This window comes from Herbihabitans rhizosphaerae (assembly GCF_004216555.1).
Classification (GTDB): domain Bacteria; phylum Actinomycetota; class Actinomycetes; order Mycobacteriales; family Pseudonocardiaceae; genus Herbihabitans; species Herbihabitans rhizosphaerae.
Genome location: NZ_SGWQ01000001.1, coordinates 768962 through 786183, shown reverse-complemented (window position 1 = coordinate 786183; position 17222 = coordinate 768962). Strand labels below are relative to the sequence as shown.

The window sequence follows — 17222 nt, the reverse complement described above, 5'->3', positions numbered from 1 at the left end:
GGACGACATGCCGGATTCAGATAGCGACGGCGGCGGGATGCCACCCACCGGACGCACGAGTACCAAGCGCGGTGACGCGATCTTCCGCAACTTGGCCGTTGGCTCCGGCCTGTTCGTCGTCGCGCTGATCTTCCTGATCGGGCTGTTCCTGCTGATCAGCGCCCTGCCCTCGTTGCAGGAGAACCAGGCCGACTTCCTCACCAGCAGTGAGTTCGTGGCCAGCACCGACGCCGGCCTGCGGTTCGGCATCATGGACCTGCTCAAGGTCACGGTGCTCTCGTCGGTGCTCGCACTGCTCATCGCGATGCCGATCGCACTGGGCATCGCGCTGTTCCTCACTCACTACGCGCCGCGCTCCGTGGCACGGGCGTTCGCCTACGTGATCGACCTGCTCGCCGCGGTGCCCTCGATCATCTACGGCATCTGGGGGATCCTGGTTCTGGCCCCCGCGCTGGTTCCGATCGCCGAGTGGCTGAACACCACGCTGGACTTCCTGCCGTTCTTCAAGACCGGCTCGGTGCAGATCTCGGGCGGCGGCACGATCTTCACCGCCGGCGTGGTGCTGGCGATCATGATCCTGCCGATCATCACCGCGGTCAGCCGGGAGTCGTTCTCGCGCACCCCGCCGGCGCATATCGAGGGCGCGCTGGCGCTGGGTGCGACCAAGTGGGAGATGGTCCGCACGACCGTGTTGCCCTACGGTCGCAGCGGCTACATCGCGGGCTCCATGCTCGGCCTCGGCCGTGCGCTCGGTGAGACGGTCGCCGTGCTCATCATTCTGCGTTCCGCGGCCCCGACCGGGTGGACCATCTTCGACGGCGGCTTCACGTTCGCGTCCAAGATCGCCTCCGCGGCGGGCGAGTTCAGCCACCCACTGCCCACCGGCGCCTACATCGCCGCCGGCCTGGTGCTGTTCGTGCTCACGTTCGTGGTGAACGCGATCGCACGGACCATCGCCGGTACGAAGGAGACCGCCTGATGACCACCTCGCTCGACGAGCCCGCCATGCGGCCGGCGTTCCAGGCGGTCAGCGGCGGCCGCAGGTTCAAGAGCGGATTGGCGCGCGTGCTGGTCACGCTCGCGTTCCTGGTCGCGATCGTTCCGCTGGCCTGGGTGATCATCACCTTGGTGTCCAAGGGAATCGAGCCGATCCTCAACCCGGACTGGTGGCAGAACTCGCTCAACGGCATGTACCCGGAGGAGTTCGGCGGCGGCGTCTACCACGCGATCTACGGCACTCTGGTGCAGGCCCTGGTGGCCGCGGTCATCGCCGTCCCGATCGGTGTGCTGGCGGCGATCTACCTGGTCGAGTACGGCCGAGGCAAGCTCGCGAAGATCACGACGTTCATGGTGGACATCCTGTCCGGCATCCCGTCGATCGTGGCCGCGCTGTTCATCTTCGCGGTGTGGATCACCACGGCGGGTCTCACACAGAGCGCCTTCGCGGTGTCGCTGTCGCTGGTGCTGCTGATGCTGCCGGTGGTGATCCGGTCGTCGGAGGAGATGCTGCGACTGGTGCCCGACGAGTTGCGCGAGGCGTCCTACGCGCTGGGTGTTCCCAAGTGGAAGACGGTCACGCGGGTCGTGGTGCCCACGGCGCTGTCCGGCATCGTCACCGGCGTCATGCTGGCCATCGCCCGGATCATGGGCGAGACCGCGCCGGTGCTGGTGCTGGTCGGTTACAGCGCCTCGATCAACTACAACCTCTTCGACGGCAACATGGCCTCCTTGCCGCTGCTGATCTACAACCAGTTGGGCAACCCGGAGGAGGCTGGGCAACAGCGCGTGTGGGGCGCGGCGCTGACCCTGGTCATCGTCATCATGATCTTCAACCTCATCGCCGCCGTGGTGTCCAAGTTGTCGGCGATCAAGACCAAGTGAGGCGGCCGTGGCAAAGCGGATCGACATCAAGGACCTGAACCTCTTCTACGGCAAGTTCCACGCCGTGGACGGCGTGACGCTGGCGGTGCCGCCGAGGAACGTCACCGCGTTCATCGGCCCGTCGGGTTGCGGCAAGTCGACCGTGCTGCGGTCGCTGAACCGGATGCACGAGGTCATCCCGGGTGCGCGGGCCGACGGCGAGGTGCTGCTGGACGGCGAGGACATCTACGCGTCGTCGGTGGACCCGGTGTCGGTCCGGCGCACGATCGGCATGGTGTTCCAGCGGCCGAACCCGTTCCCCACCATGTCGATCAGGGACAACGTGGTGGCCGGGCTCAAGCTGGCCGGTGTGAAGGGCAAGAGCCAGCTCGACGAGATCGCCGAGCGCGCGCTGCGCGGAGCGAACCTGTGGACCGAGGTCAAGGACCGGCTGACCAAGCCGGGTGGCGGGCTTTCGGGTGGTCAGCAGCAGCGTCTGTGCATCGCGCGGGCCATTGCCGTGCAGCCGGACGTGCTGCTGATGGACGAGCCGTGCTCGGCGCTCGACCCGATCTCCACGCTGGCGATCGAGGACCTGATCGGTGAGCTGAAGAAGGATTACACGATCGTCATCGTCACCCACAACATGCAGCAGGCGGCACGGGTGAGCGACCAGACGGCGTTCTTCAACCTCGCGGGTGTGGGCCAGCCCGGCCGGCTGATCGAGGTCGACGACACCGAGAGGATCTTCTCCAACCCCGGCCAGAAGGCCACCGAGGACTACATCTCCGGCCGCTTCGGCTGATCGGGTGCTGAGCCGCCCGCCCCGCCGTTCGCTTATGGGAACCGGGGCGGTCGCGGTGGCGTCATACCGGGGACACGCAGGGTACGGGCTTGGTACCGTGCATGTGCACACTTCGGGGCTGACGAGTCAGGGGTAGTGATGCTTCCAGCGGACATGGGCGGCAGTCTCAGCAACGCGAAAATGCTTGCTGACGGCGCTCAGGGCTTGCACGCGGCTGCGGCCAAGGGGGACATCGAGGTCGAGCCGACCGGCGGCCAGGCGCTGATCAGGGCCATCGACAAGCTCCAGGGCTTCATCAACGAGCAGGAGGGCAACGCTGTCAACCGGCAGCAGGAGCCGCCGCTCGGTGACAGCAACGGCGCTCGGGTGATCAAGCCCTTCGTGGCGAGCGTCGCCTCGGACCCCGGCCAGGGGTTCTACCCGATGCTGAAGCACCTGCGTACCCAGCTGAACACCTACAAGGACGCCATCACCATGGCGATGAACAACTACAAGGCGACGGATCTCAGGCAAGCCTCCGGTATGAACCGGATCAACAGGTGAGCCGGGCGGAGACGAACACGATTATGAAGCGGATTCTGCTGGCCGCGTCGACGTTCGCGCTGCTCGGGGCGGCTGTCGCGTGCTCGGAGAACGCCACTGGGACGCCGTCGGCGTCAGGCGGTGGATCGACGACCGCCACGGAGATGCCACCTCCGCCGCCACTTCCCACGGGAGGCGGCACGGCGCCGACCACGACCGACTCCGAGGGCTCCAGCGGCCCGCTGGCCGGCAAGTCCCCGTGTGCGCTGCTCAGCCCGGCGGAGCTGACCCAGATCGGGATCTCGGCCGCGGGCAAGGAGAGCAAGCAGGGCATCGTGCGTCAATGCCGCTGGTCGCAGGGGGACAGCCAGGCGTTGGGCATCGTCGACACCGCGGGGCTCGCGAACATCACGGGTGCGACTGAGAAGGCGCCGGTGCCCACGGTCGGCCGGCATCAGGCCGTCCGGTGGACCGCCGGCACCGGCAACACGTGCTCGGTGAGTCTCGAGCTGACGTCGACAGCGAGGGTGGACGCTCAGGTGGTGGCCACCGACGCGAGCAGTGCGTGTCCGAAGGCGATGAAGTTGGCTCAGCTCGTCGAGCCGAAGTTGCCGTGACCAGGGGGAGGGGTAGGTAGAGATGCCAGAGGGAAACACGCCGCCTGCGAACAACCCGGGCCAGTCCGGTAACCCGGCCGCGCCCGCGCCGAACACCATGCACGCCGGCCAGGGCAACAACTACACGATCGTCGAGGGCGAGCACGCCTCCACCAGCACCGAGCTGAACGAGAGCGCGCGCAACTCGTTCAAGCTCGACCGCGGCGGCACCGAGCCCGGCGCGAACAAGTCGATCAGCCAGCGCCAGCAGGAGTCGCTCGCCCGGCAGAACCAGCAGCTCACCGCCGAGGCGCAGTCCACCCGCCCCGCCCCGAGCCTGCCGGCGTCCAACTACATGGCCGTGCAGCACCCGGAGCTCAAGCAGCGGATCAACCAGAACGTCGACCCGTCCTCCGTACGCGAGTCCGGCGACAACTGGATCACCACCGGCAACGCGCTCGTGGACTTCCAGACCGACGTGAAGAGCGCGATCACGCAGAGCGAGACCGGCTGGCGCGGCTCCGCGGGCAACCAGGCCCGCCAGTACTTCGCCGAGATCGGCACCTGGGTGGGCAAGACCGGCACCGCGGCCAATCTCGCCGGCACGCAGATGCAGTCGCAGGCCGACGCGCTGCAGACGGCCAAGACCAACATGCCCGAGCCGATCCACTACGACGTCAACGAGGCGAACACGCGCATCCGCAACGCGCCGCCCGCCGAGGCGTGGAACGTGTACTACAAGGAACTGGACACCTACAACAAGCACGTCGAGGCGCACCAGAGGGCCGCGACCACGATGACGCAGTACGACTCCGCCCTCGGCGGCACCAAGATGCCCGCCTTCACCCAGCCGCCGGCCCTGTTCAGCGGCGGCGGTGGCAAGGAGAGCACCGGCAGGACGGCCAGCACCACCAGCTCCGGCACCGGCGCGCCGACGGTCAACCGCGGTGGCCCCGGTGGATCCTCCTCCGGCACGCCCGGCACCGGTAGCGGCGGTGGCAGCGGCACCAACCCGCCGCCGAACGTGGGCGGCAACCAGCCCGGCCCGGTGGTCGGCAGCGGCGGCACCGGCACCACCGACCCGTCGTTGCACAACCCGTCGGGCCCGCCGAATGTCAACACCGGCCCGAACATCGGCGGCGGTAACCAGAACCAGAATCTCGCCGGCGCCCCGCCGATGATGGGGCCGATGGGCCCAGGCGGCATGGGCGGCGACGACTCCGAGCGAGGCCGAGGCGGTCGCGGCTTCGGGCCGGGCGGCTCGGGCAACCGCGGGTTCGGCCCGGGTGGTTCCCCCGCCGGCCCCGGTTCCGGCGCGGGCGCGCGGCCGGGCGGTATGCCTGGTGCCGGAATGGCCGGTCCCGGTGGTGTGGCCGGCGGTCGTGGTGGCGGTGCCGGACGTGGCGGCATGGGCGGTATGCCGATGGGCGGTGCCGGTGCGCAGGGTGACGAGGACCAGGAGCACCAGCGGCCGACGTACCTGGTCGAGGCGGACCCAGACGCCCTGTTCGGCACGGACGAGAAGACCGCACCGCCGGTGATCGGCGGCTGATGATCAACTCGTTTTCGCTGTCGTTCGCGGCGGCGGACATCGTTTCCGAGATGCTCCAGGTGAACCTTCGGCTGTACCCCCTGCAGTTCCCCTCGTTCGGCGAGCTGATCGAGGACCGCAAGCGCATCGGCGGCGCGGTGATGACCGACCTGGACAAGCGCGGCCTCGCGCGCGGCGGGCGGCTGGACCCGGAGGTCGTCGAGGCGGTCCGCCTGGTCAACTTCTACGACCGGGCCATCGCGGTCCTCGGCAGCGCCGGTGAGCGCAAGATCTTCGCCAGGCTGGCCGCGGCCGGCAAGCAGGCGGTGCTCGTCCAGATGGAGGACCAGCACCTCAAGTTCGAGACGATCCGGCCCGAGTCGCTGGTGCACACGGCGGTCAACCTGCTGCCGGACCTCAAGCCGGGGCCCGGGCAGTCGGTGACGGTGGCCAAGGAGCCGCCGGAGCCGAAGCACCGTGCGGTCGACGACGAGGATCGCGGCTTCTTCGAGGCGGTGCAGGCGCCGAGCAACTCCTCCGACGCGCGCCGCCGCGCCGCCGAGGCGATGCTCGACCGGCCGCGAATCGGTGCCGGCTTCTTCGTGGTGAGCACCCGCGACCGGCTCGGCCGCGAGACCCAGGCACCCGGGCTGACCTGGTTCGACACCGACGCCGGGCGGTATCTCGTGCAGGCGCACGCCGGCCCGAACGGCGGCGACAGCGGCACGTACTCGCCGGCCGACAAGAACCGGATGGCCCAGCAACTGCAGGAGCTGCTGGACACCGTCGGCACCTCGTGACCTGGCACTGCTCCGGACGGCCGAACCTGTACGCGATCGGGAACCCCACCGACTAGGGCATCATCGAACCGGTGCACCGGAACGCACGAGTGGGGCGGTAGCGATGGCCGAGGACCGACACGGGAGTCCACCCGCTCAAACCAGCGAGCAGATGCGCGACGACGCCGCGCGGTCCGCCGAGCGGGACGACGTCGACGGCTGGTTTCTGATCGACCTGCTGAACAAGGTGCGCAACATCGGCCAGCGCGAGCAGATGTACGACCAGGCGCTGGCCGACCAGTCCCGCGCGCTGGCCGACGGGCAGACGCTGCGCGACACCCCGGCCGTGCCGAAATCGGTGTACCTGGCGGTGCCGCACCCCGAGCTGCGAAACCGGATCGACGGGGTGAGCCCGGAGCAGATCGTCGGGGTCGGGGACGACTGGATCGCCACCGGCAGGGCCATGCGCGACTTCGAGGCGGACGTCGGGCGGGCGGTCACCGCGTCCCGGACGTCCTGGCGGGGCACCGCCGGCGAGGCGGCGCGCGACTACCTGGAGGCGGTCGGCAAGTGGGTCGGCCGGGCCGGTGACGGCGCCGGCCTGACCGGCACGCAGATGAACATGCAGGCGGACGCGGCGAGCACGGCGCGCGCCACCATGCCGCCGCCGGTGCCGTTCGACGCGAACGCCGCGGCAGCCGAGGTCCGCGCCGAGCAGCACCCGATGCGGATCATGACACTGCACGCGCAGCACCTGGCCACGCACGCCGCTTCCCAAGTGGCACACCAGGAAGCCGCGCGGGTGATGGCGCAGTACGACAGCTCGCTGGCCGGCACGACGATGCCCGCGTTCGCCAAGCCGCCGACGTTCGGCAGCAAGGGCGGCGATCGCAAGGAGCTCAACGACGAGTGGTTCGGCCACGACAAGCCGGGCGCTGACAAGGTTCTGGTCAAGCCGCTTGACAAGACCGGTGAGCCCGCAACGGATTCCCGCGCCGGCGACGGTGACAGCGACGGGAAACGGATCGAGAAGACGCCGGACGTCCGCGACACCGACGATTCGAGATCGCGCGACGACCGCCGGCTCATCGACCCGTACCGCCCACCCATCGACGACGGCCGGCTCACCGATCCGCGCGGCTACCAGGACCGAGGAACGACCGACCCGTCCTGGACGGTCACCCCGGACGACCAGCGTCAGCAGCGGCCGACCTCGTACCAGCTTCCGCAGCAGCACGCCCAGCAGGCGCACACGCCGCCATTCGGCCCGCCGATCGGCGGCCCGCCGTCCGGGTACGGGCAGAACGGCGATCACGGGCGCACCGGCCGCGGCTACGGGCCGACCGGATCACCGGCCGGTCAGGGCGCGAACAGCGGCCACAACGCCGGCGCACGCGGTGCGAGTGGCGTTGGCGGGGAGCACGGCGCGGCCGGGCGCGCGGGCGGCGGGATCGCCGGTGGCGCGCGCGGCGGGCACGGCGGTCACCCCGCGGGCGCCCCGATGGGCGGGCGCGGCCAGGGTGAGGAGGACAGCGAGCACCAGCGGCCGTCCTACCTCGTGGAGGCCGACCCGCACGGCGTGTTCGGCACCGACGAGCGCACCGCACCACCGGTGATCGGCGGATGACCGCTTTCCACCTGTCCCTTCGTGAAGCGGACATCCTCGCCGAGCTGATCGCGGTCAACCTGCGCGTGTTCCCGTTCCAACTGCCCACGCACGGCGAGCTGGTCGCCGAGCGTCAGCAGCTCGGCTATCAGGTGGTGGCCGCACTCGAGGAGCGCGGGCTCGCCAGGCAGGGCACGCTGGAGCGGCACGTGGCGCAGGCGCTGCGGGTGCTGGCCACCTTTGAGCGCGCGGTCGTCGTGGTCGGCACCGCGGGGGAGCGCACGATCCTCGCCAGGCTCGCCGCGTCCGGCCGGCACGCCGTGCTGGTGAGCCAGTACGGCGGCGGCATGATGTTCGAGGAGATCACGCCGGAGTCGTTGGCGTACACGGCGGTGAGCCTGCTGCCGGACCTGCCGGGCGGCCCGGGGCAGCCGGTCACGATCAGCCGCCCGGACGAGCCGAGACCCGACACCTTCGCCGACGGCCCGGCACACGCCGTGCGCACCATGCTGGAGCGACCCAGAACCGGCGGCGGCTACTTCGTCACCGTGGCCCGCGACCGGATGGCCCGCGAGCGCCGGGCGCCAGGCCTCACCTGGTTCGACACGGACGCCGGCCGCTACATGGTGCGCCCGCACCCGGACGGCACCGGCACCTACACGCCGGCCGACCGCGCACGCCTGCGCCACCAGCTCGACGGCATGCTCGATTCGTTGCGGGACAGGTGATTCACATACCCGCCGCACCTACCGATCTCACGCAGCCGGGTGCGTTGACCGCACCGATCGAAAGCCACGCTGAGGTCGAAGCTCATTGTCGAGGGCGGTCGCCCTTACGGTGACGGAGAGACAGAGGGCGAGGAACGAGCCCACTGTCTCGGAGGAGGCGTGACTGAACCACCCACGAAACCCAGCCACCCACACTCGGCACCCAGCCACCCAAGCAAAAGACCACAACCCCGTTCGGCGAAGCCGAACCAGGCGACCCTGCCCTCGATAAAAGACAGAGCGACCTTGCCCGAGCTAAACATCATCGTGCGTCTCGGTGCCGGGCAGCTGGCCGGTCTTGATGAACACGACTCGCTTGGCGACCGACACGGAGTGGTCGGCGAACCGCTCGTAGAACCGGCCGAGCAGCGTCACGTCGACGGCGGCGGCGACCCCGTGCGGCCAGTCCCTGTCCATGATCACCGTGAACAGGTGCCGGTGCAGGTCGTCCATCTCGTCGTCGTCGTCCTCGAGCTGCTTGGCGAGCGCGACGTCCTGCGTCTCGATCGCCTGCTGCGCCTTGCGCGCCAGCTCCAGGGCCAGCTTGCCCATCTGCGCGAAGTAGCCCTTCACCTGCTCCGGCAGCACCGGCTCCGGGTGGCGGCGGCGGGCGGCCTTGGCGATGTGCAGGGCGAGGTCGCCCATCCGCTCAAGGCTCTCCGCGGCGTGGATGGCGGCGAGCACCGAGCGCAGGTCGGTGGCCACCGGCGCCTGCAGGGCCAGCAGCGCGTACGCGTGCTCCTCACAGGATGCCCTGGCGTCGTCGATCTTCGAGTCGTCGCCGATCACCTGTTCGGCGAGTGCGAGGTCGGACTCGAGCAACGCCCTCGTGGCGAGTTCCATGGCCGTGCCGGCCATTCCGCACATTCCGGCCAGCTGATCGGCCAGTTCTTCAAGCTGTTCGTGGTAGGCCTCGCGCATGCGCACAGCCTACGGGTGAGCCGACTCGAGTACCGCATTGTTCGGTGAACCTAGTGTGAACCACAGGGGGACAACGGGCGATCTTTACGGTCTTACGAGCAGGAGACGTCCGCGCCGTTGATCGTGGACAGGTCGCCCGGCAGCGGGGCCTGCCCAGGCTTGGGTGCCGCGATGTCGCCGTTGAACTCCGGCCCCAGCACCAACTGCAGCGTGCCGGCCAGCGACTGATCCTCCTGCAGCAACGCGTTCGGCACCGAGCCGGCCAGCGTGCGCGCCGCGTTCAACTGGTTCGGGCCGTACCGGATCGTCGTGCGCTGCACCCGCTCGTTCGAGTTGTCCACCCGTGTCACCTGAAAGCCGTGCTTGCGCAACTCGTCAGCGGTGCGGGTGGCGATCCGCTCCCTGGTATTGCCACCGTTGAGTACCTGCAGCTTGATCTGCCGAGGATCGGCCGGCGCGTAGTCCTCGCGCGTCGGCTCGTCCTGCGTCGGGGTGTGGCCGGACGGCCCGGTGTGCCCGGCCGGTGCCGGCGTCGGTGGTGCCGCCTGGCCGTTGCCGGTCCCGCCGCGCGCCTCACCCGGCAGTGGGGTGTCGCCGATGATCGCGTCGAACAGCGCGCGCGTGTCCGGCCCGCGGAGCACCTCGTTGCCGCGGCTGTTGGACTCGCCGACGGTCGGCACGGTGACGAAGGTGACCCGGCCGGCCTCGAGCCCCTGCAGCGACTGGCCGAGCTTGAGCAACTGGTCGGTGTCGACGTTGTCGCCGAACGTGGACTTGGCGAACGCGTTGACGAACGCGGTCAGCTGGCCGATGTCGAACAGCACCTTCGACGACATCGACTTGCGCAGCAGCGCGGACAGGAACCGCTGCTGCCGCTTGATGCGCCCGTAGTCCGAGGTGGGGTCGCCGATCACTTCCCGCGCCCGCACGAAGTTCAGCGCCTGGTCGCCGGTGAGCGTGACCGCCTTGCCCTTCTCCGGCACGATCAGACCGAGCTTTCCGTCCTTGAGCGGACGTTCGACGCACACGTCCACACCTCGCACGGCGTCCACCATGTCCTTGAAGCCGTGGAAGTCGATGCCGACGAAGTGGTTGATCCGCAGGCCGGACAGCTCCTGGGTCACCTTGGTGACGCAACGCGGGCCGCCGAGCTGGTACACCGAGTTCAGCTTCACCGGGCCTTTGGCCGGCAGCTTCTCGCTGGTGTAGTTGGCCGCCTTGTGGTCGAAGCGCTCGCACTCCGGACGGTTCACCTCGAGGTCGCGCGGGAAGGACACCATCACCACGCGCTCCCGGTTGGCCGGCACGTGCGCGATCATCACGGTGTCCGAGCGTGCGCCGGCGATCTGTGACTCGCTGCCGACGCCCTCGCCGGCCTCCGCGCCCGCCCGGGTGTCCGACCCGACGATCAGGAAGTTCTCGTCGCCGCGCTGGCCTTCGGCGTTCTGGATGGCCGAGGAGTTCTCGTCCAGCGCGGACACCTGGCGGAACTTGTCGTCCACCCAGGACTTGAAACCCCAGGCCAGTCCGGTGGCCAGGAACACCACCGCCGCGATGATCGCGGCGAGCGTCTTGCCGGCCAGCTTCGTGCGTTCCCGTTTGCGGGACTTCTTCTCCTGCAAGCGAGTTTCGGGTTTCTCATCGTCCTTTGTGGACGGTCCACTTGGGACTGGCGCGCGCCGCTCGCGCTTGCGTCGCTGCTCGTCCTCGAACTCGTCGTGCGCCGCGGAGAACCGGGCCAGCGTCTCGTCGACCCGGCGGCGCTTGCGCACGTCGTCGCCGACCGGCTCCAACTCGGAGGTGAGTTCCTTCGAGTCGGTATTGCCGGGAGGTGGTGGTGGGGCGGTCTTGCGCCGTCGCGAGGGCGGCGCGGCCGGGTTCAGCCGGTCGGCCAGCGGCGGGGTGCCAGGAGCCGGGCGCGGACCACTGCTCTGTGGCTTTCCTTGGGGCGGTGCCTTGCGGGGTCCACTTCCCTGCGGCTTTCCCTGGGGCGGCGCTTTGCGGGGTCCACTGGTCTGTGGCGCCTGCCGCGGGCCGCTGTCCTGCGGTGCCGGTCTGCCGTCCTGTGGCGCGCGGGCGGCCGGCAGCGGCACGGCACGCGGGCCGGACGGCTGGCGCCCGGTGGGCTGGCGGCCAGAGGGCTGACGCCCGGGCGGCGGCTGCTTGCGCGGTGGCTGGCCGTCGTGCGGCGGTTTGCCCCGGGCCGGCGCGCGTGACGCGGGCGGCGCGGGCCGGCCGTCCTGGCGCGGCGGCTGGTTCGGTGCGGCCGCGGGTGGCCGCGGCTGGGACCGGGACGGGGGTGGCGGCGGCTGCTGCCGGCGCGCGCCGGGCGGGGTGACACCGGTGTGCTTGCGCACGAGATCGGAAACACTGACCCGTCCGGGCTCGTCGGCCGAACGGCGGCGACGGGGTTCCTGACCAGGGGCGTGCTCGTTGGCGGGAAGGTCTCCTCGGGGACCGGCGCCGCGCGGGCGGTACTCGTCGGGCACCCGGTCTCCTTCCAAGCTTCGTGTCGCCGTGATCGTGATCGTTTCGCGGCTCGCCTGTGATACGCCGTCGACCGTCCGAAAGGTTGTCGACTCAGGGTGTGACTTTGTGCAGGCGATAGTACGGGCGGTTGTCACCCATGACGACGGCGTCCGGGTTATTGCCTACTCACGGTGCGCAGATGGATGCAGCAGCCTACGCCGATCGGGCTAACTCGGGAATTAGGGGGTTGTGATGTGCGGCGGCACGATCGCGCGCCGGGCCGCGGCCGCGCCGGCGAGCATCGGCCGGCTGCCGTCCAGATAGGCCACGGCGTTTCGTCCGGACTGCTTGGCCGTGTACAGCAGCCCGTCGGCCTCGCGGAGCTGTTGCTCCGGGTGTGCGCGCTGATGCCGCGCCTCGACGGGCGGCTCGTGCGCCAGGCCGATGCTCACGGTCACGTGCAGTTCGGGGGCGACCTGCGACCAGGTGTGCCGCTCGACCCTGCCGCGCGCGGCCTCGGCGACCGCGATGGCGGTGTCCTTGTCGATGCCGGGCAGCACGAGGACGAACTCCTCGCCGCCGTAGCGCGCGCAGAACGCGCCGTCGGGCAGACCGTCCTGCAGCAGCTCCACGACGCGCTGCAGCACCCGGTCGCCGATCAGGTGGCCGAAGGTGTCGTTGACCTGCTTGAACCAGTCCAGGTCGACCAGCGCGAGCGCCAGCCCGTTGGACGGCACGTCCTGCTCGGTGAGCAGCGCGACCAGGCGCTGGTCGAGGTAGCGGCGGTTGTAGCTGGCGGTGAGGCTGTCGCGCATGCTCTGCTCGCGGGCCTCGGCGTGCTCGCGCCGCAGCCGGTCGACCTCGCGGCGGAACTGCTCGGGGATCTGCGGCGGCTCGGTGCGGTCGGCGCACACCAGGTCGAGTGCGGAACGCAGGTGCTGGTAGGCCTGCCGCCACTGGCCGCGCGAGGCGAGCAGGGTCGCGATCGACTCGTGCAGTTGGACGAGGTTGGCGGTGTCGGCGTGCCGAGGGGCAGGGTGCAGGCGCTCGGTCCGCTCCGGTTGGCCGAAGTCGTCCGGACGGGTGTAGTCCTCGGCGTAGTCACCGCGGTAGGTCAGCGGCTCTTCGCGCGCCGCAGGGTCGGGACCGGTCATCTCGCGTCCCAGAACCACCACGGCGTTCACCTCCTACACCTCTCATGTCGTCCGCTCGGACGCGTCTCTTGAGCCCTTAGCCACTCCGAGAGGCGAATTTCCCTCGTCTGGTGTAACCAGCACTGCTCCAACACGGTGATATGCACAGTTCGTGCTGATGGCCGTGCTACCCGTAGTCGTCCCGTCACCGGTTGAGGCACGGGGAAAACCCGTATGCGGTGTCGTTCGTCACCACGACGCGTTGCGAGCCGACTTGCTCACCGACCGCAGTGCCATTACGCCGTACGGTTACCCGAACGCCGAGCACGTACACCCGTCCGCGTGGCGGGGCCGCCGTGCCGTCCGGCCGCCAGCGCGGGTCGGGTCGCAGCGTCGACAGGGCCGGCTCCATCGCGACGGTCAGCGCGCCGAGTTCGCACAGGCGGCTGGTGAAGTCGGGATGCTGGGTGGTGCGCAGGAATTCGGCCTGCGGTGCCGGTCCGGCCGCCCCGGCGGCGTTGAGGCGCTCGAAGTACCCGCGCACGAGCGCGCGATCCGCGTCGCCGACCGGGTCCGCCGGCGCGTCCGGTGTGCTCGAACAACCGGCCGCCGCGAGTGCCGCGGCGATCACGATGGCGCGCGCGAATCGTTGCGCGCCAAGGGGTTTGCGGTCAGCCGCCACTGTGCATGAGGTCGGCGCCGTGCGGCACGGACGCGTCGTCGGGGTCGTTCAGCCAGCCTTCGGGGAGCGTGACCTTGCCTGGCGAGCCCTGTCGGCCGCGCGGCCCGGTGGCCTCCTCGGGGAACGGTGCGTCGTGGTCGAGCTGGCCGATCAGGTCGTCCAGTTCGGCGAGGCTCTCCACCATGGCGAACGCGCGGCGCAGATCGCCGCCGAGTGGGAAGCCCATGAAGTACCACGCCATGTGTTTGCGCAGGTCACGCATGGCCTTGTGGGGGCCGTCGTGTTCGATCAGGAGGGTGGCGTGGCGGCGCAGGATGGCGGCGACCTTGCCGAGTGTTGGCGGTTCGGGGATCGGCTTGCCGCGCAGCGCGGCTTCGAGTTCGCCGAACAGCCACGGTCGGCCGAGGCAGCCGCGGCCGACGACCACGCCGTCGCAGCCGGTCTCCTCGATCATGCGCACGACGTCGCCGGCGGTGAAGATGTCGCCGTTGCCCAGCACCGGGATCGTGGTCACCGTCTCTTTGAGACGGCGGATGCGCGACCAGTCGGCCTGCCCGGAGTAGCGCTGTGCCGCGGTGCGCGCGTGCAGCGCGATCGCTTGTGCCCCTTCGGTTTCGGCGATACGGCCGGCGTCGAGGTAGGTGTGGTGCTCGTCGTCGATGCCGACCCGGAACTTCGCGGTTACCGGAGCTTTGAAGGGTTCGGCGGCGGCCACCGTGGCGGCGATGATGTTGCCGAACAGCTTGCGCTTGAACGGAAGCGCCGCGCCGCCGCCCTTGCGGGTGACCTTGGCGACCGGGCAGCCCCAGTTGGTGTCGATGTGGTCGGCCATGCCCTCGCCGAGCACGATCTTGGTGGCTTCGGCCATGGTGGCCGGGTCGACGCCGTACAACTGGAGCGATCGCGGGTGCTCGCCGTCCGCGAAGCTGATCATGTGCATGGTCTTGGCGTCCCGCTCGACCACGGCCCGCGCGGTGATCATCTCGCACACGTACAACGAGGTGGAGCTCCCGAACTCGCGGCACAGCTGCCGAAACGCGATGTTGGTGATTCCCGCCATCGGCGCGAGCACGACCGCCGGATCGACCCGGTAAGGCCCGATCCGCAGACTCCGCGTGCTGCCGGACATTGTCACGCAACCATTGTCGCTGGTGACGCTTGACACAAGTGAGAGGGCTGGTTCAGGACGACTTCGCCAACTGGCTGACCCGCTGAAACGACACACCGAGTAGCTCACCTGCTTCGCGCTGAGAAAGCCCAAGGGCAAGGAGTTCGTGCACCGCGGCCCGGCTTTCCGCGGCCGCCTCCGCTTGCTTGCGCTGCGCTTCCTCTCGCAGGACCTCAGCACGCGCCTGATGATCCGTTACCGAACTCGGCAGCTGGACCTCGAGGTGGAGGTTGTACTCGTCGCCACGCAGGCCTTCCATGATCTCGACGAGGTCGCTCGCCATGGCTTCGACGTCCTTGTACCGAAGGGCCTGGGTGGATCGATTGATCTCGCGGACTCGGATGAGCCAGAACTTTCCGTCGCGAGTGACTTCAGCGTGGTAGGTCTTCACTTCTTCCACCATCCCTTCCCCAGAACGCCCTCGCACTCCTTGAAGATCTCGACCGCGAAAGTCTCGCCCAGTTCGCTGTGGCGTGGGATGGGTACCAGCACACCGTTCAAGGTATAGACGGTGTGCCTGGCGCCTTCCCGGGCCAAGATCCACTCCACCTCGCGGTCCTTGGCCGCAGCCGCGATCTTCTTGATGACTTGCCGCCTCTTCACAGGCTATGTCTAGCCACAGCTAGACGCAACCGTCAATCGCGGACTAGACAGTTGCTTCGATCGTGTGAACGTCGGTGTCGGCCAAGGTTGCCGTGCTGACGGCTGTGATCCAGATCATGTAATTGATCAGGCCCCTTGGGAGACAACGAGATCAGGCGGTGCGGCCGGAAGATCCGGCGCGCCCGCGATTCCGACTGCACAGGGGAGAAGTTTTGAGAAAGTCCTTGAGACTGCTGCGCAATGCCGTCCTGGTCAGTGCCGCGATCGCGGTGGCCGCCGCTCCGGTCGCGGTCGCCGAGCAGCCGTCGACCACGACGCCGCCGACCACGACCTCCAAGCCGGCCGAGGACCCGGCCAAGGAGCTCGCGGAGCGGGTGGCGAAGTACACCGAGCGCAGCAACAAACTCGAGTCCGACGCCAACGCCGCGCTGAAGGCGGCGCAGAACGCGTCGAACCCGGCCCAGGCCAAGAGCGCCAAGGAAGCTGCGGAGAAGGTCAAGAAGGACGCCGCCGCGTTCCACGCCGAGCTGCAGAAGGCGCTGGACAACTGGCCGGACAACGTCCCGCCGCAGCAGAATCACGAGCTGCGCATCAAGGCGCTCCAGGCCCTGTCGCGGTCCGACCGCGCGGCGACCACCGCCGGCCAGGCCATCGAGATCGCCGACTCGAAGCTCGGCGGCGAGGTGCCCGACAAGAGCGAGATCATCGTCGACCCGGTCAAGGTCGCGCGCGGTGACGTGATCGCCGTCGCGGTGTTCTGCGCACAGGGCCAGGGCGGCATGTTCTCCTCCGACGTGATCGACTTCGTTGAGGAGTCCCGGTTCCACGAGGACCAGGTGTGGGCGATCGGCGGGTTCGTCAAGGACAACGCCACTCCCGGCAAGCACACGGTGACGGCCAACTGCGGCAAGGAGCAGCTGACCGCGACGTTCGAGGTGACCGGCGCGCCGGTCGTGGACCGTCCCGCCCCGACCCCGGACGACGTGCGGCGCAAGGTCGTCATCCGGCCCAGCGGCAAGATCGAGACCGGCGGCGGCGCGACCGCGCACGAGGTCCGCTGACGTGAACTCGTACCAACGTGGCGGCCGCTTTCTCGCGGCCGCCGCGTTCTCCATCGCGCTGCTGTCCGGATGCGGGTCGAGCGACACGCCGAGTGCGCCCGTCGGCCAGTCGAGTAGCCCTGCGGCCACCACCACCGCGGCCACGCCATCGGTGGCGAACGTCGCCGACGGCCGGCCGAAGCCGGCGACCGTGCGGATCCCCAAGATCAAGGCGGAGTCATCGCTCGTCGAGGTCGGGCTGACCAAGTCGAGGGGCATCGAGGTCCCGCCGGTCGAGACGCCCATGCAGGCGGCCTGGTACAAGTTCAGCCAGGTGCCGGGCGACCCCGGACCGGCGATCCTGCTCGGGCACGTCGACGGCAACCAGAAGCCGGGGATCTTCTACCGGCTCAAGGAGTTGGCCGTCGGCGACGAGATCCTGGTGGACCGCAAGGACGGCAAGACGCTGCGCTTCGTCGTGCACCGGACCCAGCAGGTGCCCAAGGAGAAGCTGCCGGAGGACGCGGTCTACGGCCAGACGACCGACCCGGAGTTGCGCCTGATCACCTGCGGCGGCGTGTTCGACAAGGCCGTGCACAGCTACAAGGACAACGTCATCGTCTACGCGAAGCTCGCCTGATCGGACCCGTGTCCGAAACGCGACGATGGTTCTAGGCCGGTCTGGGGAAACTGTGAAGAATGTTTAAAGAACCGTCGACCAGTCAAAACGCAATCAAAAC

General features: G+C 69.3%; 18 protein-coding genes. 11 read left to right on the top strand and 7 right to left on the bottom strand.

The window, feature by feature from the left end:
* The first annotated feature begins 7 nt into the window (after positions 1-7).
* The 9 genes from pstC to EV193_RS03950 all read left to right on the top strand — a co-directional run bounded on the left by pstC (position 8) and on the right by EV193_RS03950 (position 8427).
* Positions 8-979, top strand: coding sequence for a phosphate ABC transporter permease subunit PstC (pstC, locus tag EV193_RS03990; RefSeq protein ID WP_165401212.1), 972 nt, complete (start codon positions 8-10; stop codon positions 977-979).
* Positions 979-1881, top strand: a complete 903-nt coding sequence (gene pstA, locus EV193_RS03985; protein ID WP_130342536.1) for a phosphate ABC transporter permease PstA — start codon at positions 979-981, stop codon at positions 1879-1881. Before pstC ends, pstA begins: the two co-directional genes overlap by 1 nt.
* A gap of 7 nt (positions 1882-1888) precedes the next feature.
* Positions 1889-2665 carry a phosphate ABC transporter ATP-binding protein PstB gene (pstB, locus tag EV193_RS03980; protein WP_130342535.1) on the top strand — a complete coding sequence of 259 codons (777 nt, stop codon included), beginning with the start codon at positions 1889-1891 and terminating at the stop codon, positions 2663-2665.
* 138 nt (positions 2666-2803) lie between these two features.
* Positions 2804-3208 carry a hypothetical protein gene (locus tag EV193_RS03975; protein WP_130342534.1) on the top strand — a complete coding sequence of 135 codons (405 nt, stop codon included), beginning with the start codon at positions 2804-2806 and terminating at the stop codon, positions 3206-3208.
* Between the two features lie 23 nt (positions 3209-3231).
* Positions 3232-3804 (top strand): DUF3558 family protein, encoded by a 573-nt coding sequence (locus EV193_RS03970; RefSeq protein ID WP_130342533.1) that lies wholly within the window; start codon positions 3232-3234, stop codon positions 3802-3804.
* Between the two features lie 22 nt (positions 3805-3826).
* The gene (locus tag EV193_RS03965; RefSeq protein ID WP_130342532.1) at positions 3827-5335 is read left to right on the top strand and encodes a WXG100 family type VII secretion target; all 1509 of its coding nucleotides are present in this window, start codon (positions 3827-3829) and stop codon (positions 5333-5335) included.
* Positions 5335-6114 (top strand): ESX secretion-associated protein EspG, encoded by a 780-nt coding sequence (locus EV193_RS03960; protein WP_130342531.1) that lies wholly within the window; start codon positions 5335-5337, stop codon positions 6112-6114. The genes EV193_RS03965 and EV193_RS03960 overlap by 1 nt, the downstream gene beginning before the upstream one ends.
* Positions 6115-6217: 103 nt before the next feature.
* Complete coding sequence (locus EV193_RS03955) at positions 6218-7720, top strand: PPE domain-containing protein (protein WP_130342530.1); 1503 nt, start codon at positions 6218-6220, stop codon at positions 7718-7720.
* A complete protein-coding gene (locus EV193_RS03950; RefSeq protein WP_130342529.1) occupies positions 7717-8427 on the top strand; it encodes an ESX secretion-associated protein EspG in 711 nt (236 codons plus the stop codon). The genes EV193_RS03955 and EV193_RS03950 overlap by 4 nt, the downstream gene beginning before the upstream one ends.
* A gap of 294 nt (positions 8428-8721) precedes the next feature.
* Here the strand turns inward: EV193_RS03950 and phoU are convergent, their stop codons facing one another.
* From phoU to EV193_RS03915, 7 genes are all read right to left on the bottom strand, one after another.
* Positions 8722-9387 (bottom strand): phosphate signaling complex protein PhoU, encoded by a 666-nt coding sequence (gene phoU, locus EV193_RS03945; RefSeq protein ID WP_130342528.1) that lies wholly within the window; start codon positions 9385-9387, stop codon positions 8722-8724.
* Positions 9388-9479: 92 nt separating this feature from the next.
* Positions 9480-11876 carry an LCP family protein gene (locus tag EV193_RS03940; protein WP_130342527.1) on the bottom strand — a complete coding sequence of 799 codons (2397 nt, stop codon included), beginning with the start codon at positions 11874-11876 and terminating at the stop codon, positions 9480-9482.
* Positions 11877-12095: 219 nt separating this feature from the next.
* A complete protein-coding gene (locus EV193_RS03935; RefSeq protein ID WP_242613120.1) occupies positions 12096-13040 on the bottom strand; it encodes a GGDEF domain-containing protein in 945 nt (314 codons plus the stop codon).
* A gap of 154 nt (positions 13041-13194) precedes the next feature.
* Positions 13195-13671: a hypothetical protein gene (locus EV193_RS03930; RefSeq protein WP_242613119.1), complete on the bottom strand. Its 477-nt coding sequence runs from the start codon at positions 13669-13671 to the stop codon at positions 13195-13197.
* Positions 13661-14800 (bottom strand): tRNA dihydrouridine synthase DusB, encoded by a 1140-nt coding sequence (gene dusB / locus EV193_RS03925; RefSeq protein ID WP_207222480.1) that lies wholly within the window; start codon positions 14798-14800, stop codon positions 13661-13663. Before dusB ends, EV193_RS03930 begins: the two co-directional genes overlap by 11 nt.
* 52 nt (positions 14801-14852) lie before the next feature.
* Positions 14853-15230, bottom strand: coding sequence for a HicB family toxin-antitoxin system (locus EV193_RS03920; protein WP_130342525.1), 378 nt, complete (start codon positions 15228-15230; stop codon positions 14853-14855).
* On the bottom strand, positions 15227-15442 hold the full coding sequence (locus EV193_RS03915) for a hypothetical protein (RefSeq protein ID WP_130342524.1): 216 nt from the start codon (positions 15440-15442) through the stop codon (positions 15227-15229). The genes EV193_RS03920 and EV193_RS03915 overlap by 4 nt, the downstream gene beginning before the upstream one ends.
* Before the next feature lie 212 nt (positions 15443-15654).
* Here EV193_RS03915 and EV193_RS03910 point away from each other — a divergent pair, with 212 nt between their 5' ends.
* Both EV193_RS03910 and EV193_RS03905 read left to right on the top strand, forming a co-directional pair.
* Positions 15655-16503 (top strand): hypothetical protein, encoded by an 849-nt coding sequence (locus EV193_RS03910; RefSeq protein ID WP_130342523.1) that lies wholly within the window; start codon positions 15655-15657, stop codon positions 16501-16503.
* Position 16504: 1 nt separating this feature from the next.
* Positions 16505-17122 carry a class F sortase gene (locus EV193_RS03905; protein ID WP_242613118.1) on the top strand — a complete coding sequence of 206 codons (618 nt, stop codon included), beginning with the start codon at positions 16505-16507 and terminating at the stop codon, positions 17120-17122.
* Positions 17123-17222: the final 100 nt, after the last annotated feature.

What these genes read in the sequence shown, in the direction of transcription:
- pstC (WP_165401212.1), top strand. Translation starts at nt 8, where the DNA reads ATGCCGGATTCAGATAGCGACGGCGGCGGGATGCCACCCACCGGACGC.
- pstA (WP_130342536.1), top strand. Translation starts at nt 979, where the DNA reads ATGACCACCTCGCTCGACGAGCCCGCCATGCGGCCGGCGTTCCAGGCG.
- EV193_RS03975 (WP_130342534.1), top strand. Translation starts at nt 2,804, where the DNA reads ATGCTTCCAGCGGACATGGGCGGCAGTCTCAGCAACGCGAAAATGCTT.
- EV193_RS03970 (WP_130342533.1), top strand. Translation starts at nt 3,232, where the DNA reads ATGAAGCGGATTCTGCTGGCCGCGTCGACGTTCGCGCTGCTCGGGGCG.
- EV193_RS03965 (WP_130342532.1), top strand. Translation starts at nt 3,827, where the DNA reads ATGCCAGAGGGAAACACGCCGCCTGCGAACAACCCGGGCCAGTCCGGT.
- EV193_RS03960 (WP_130342531.1), top strand. Translation starts at nt 5,335, where the DNA reads ATGATCAACTCGTTTTCGCTGTCGTTCGCGGCGGCGGACATCGTTTCC.
- EV193_RS03955 (WP_130342530.1), top strand. Translation starts at nt 6,218, where the DNA reads ATGGCCGAGGACCGACACGGGAGTCCACCCGCTCAAACCAGCGAGCAG.
- EV193_RS03950 (WP_130342529.1), top strand. Translation starts at nt 7,717, where the DNA reads ATGACCGCTTTCCACCTGTCCCTTCGTGAAGCGGACATCCTCGCCGAG.
- phoU (WP_130342528.1), bottom strand. Translation starts at nt 9,387, where the DNA reads ATGCGCGAGGCCTACCACGAACAGCTTGAAGAACTGGCCGATCAGCTG.
- dusB (WP_207222480.1), bottom strand. Translation starts at nt 14,800, where the DNA reads ATGTCCGGCAGCACGCGGAGTCTGCGGATCGGGCCTTACCGGGTCGAT.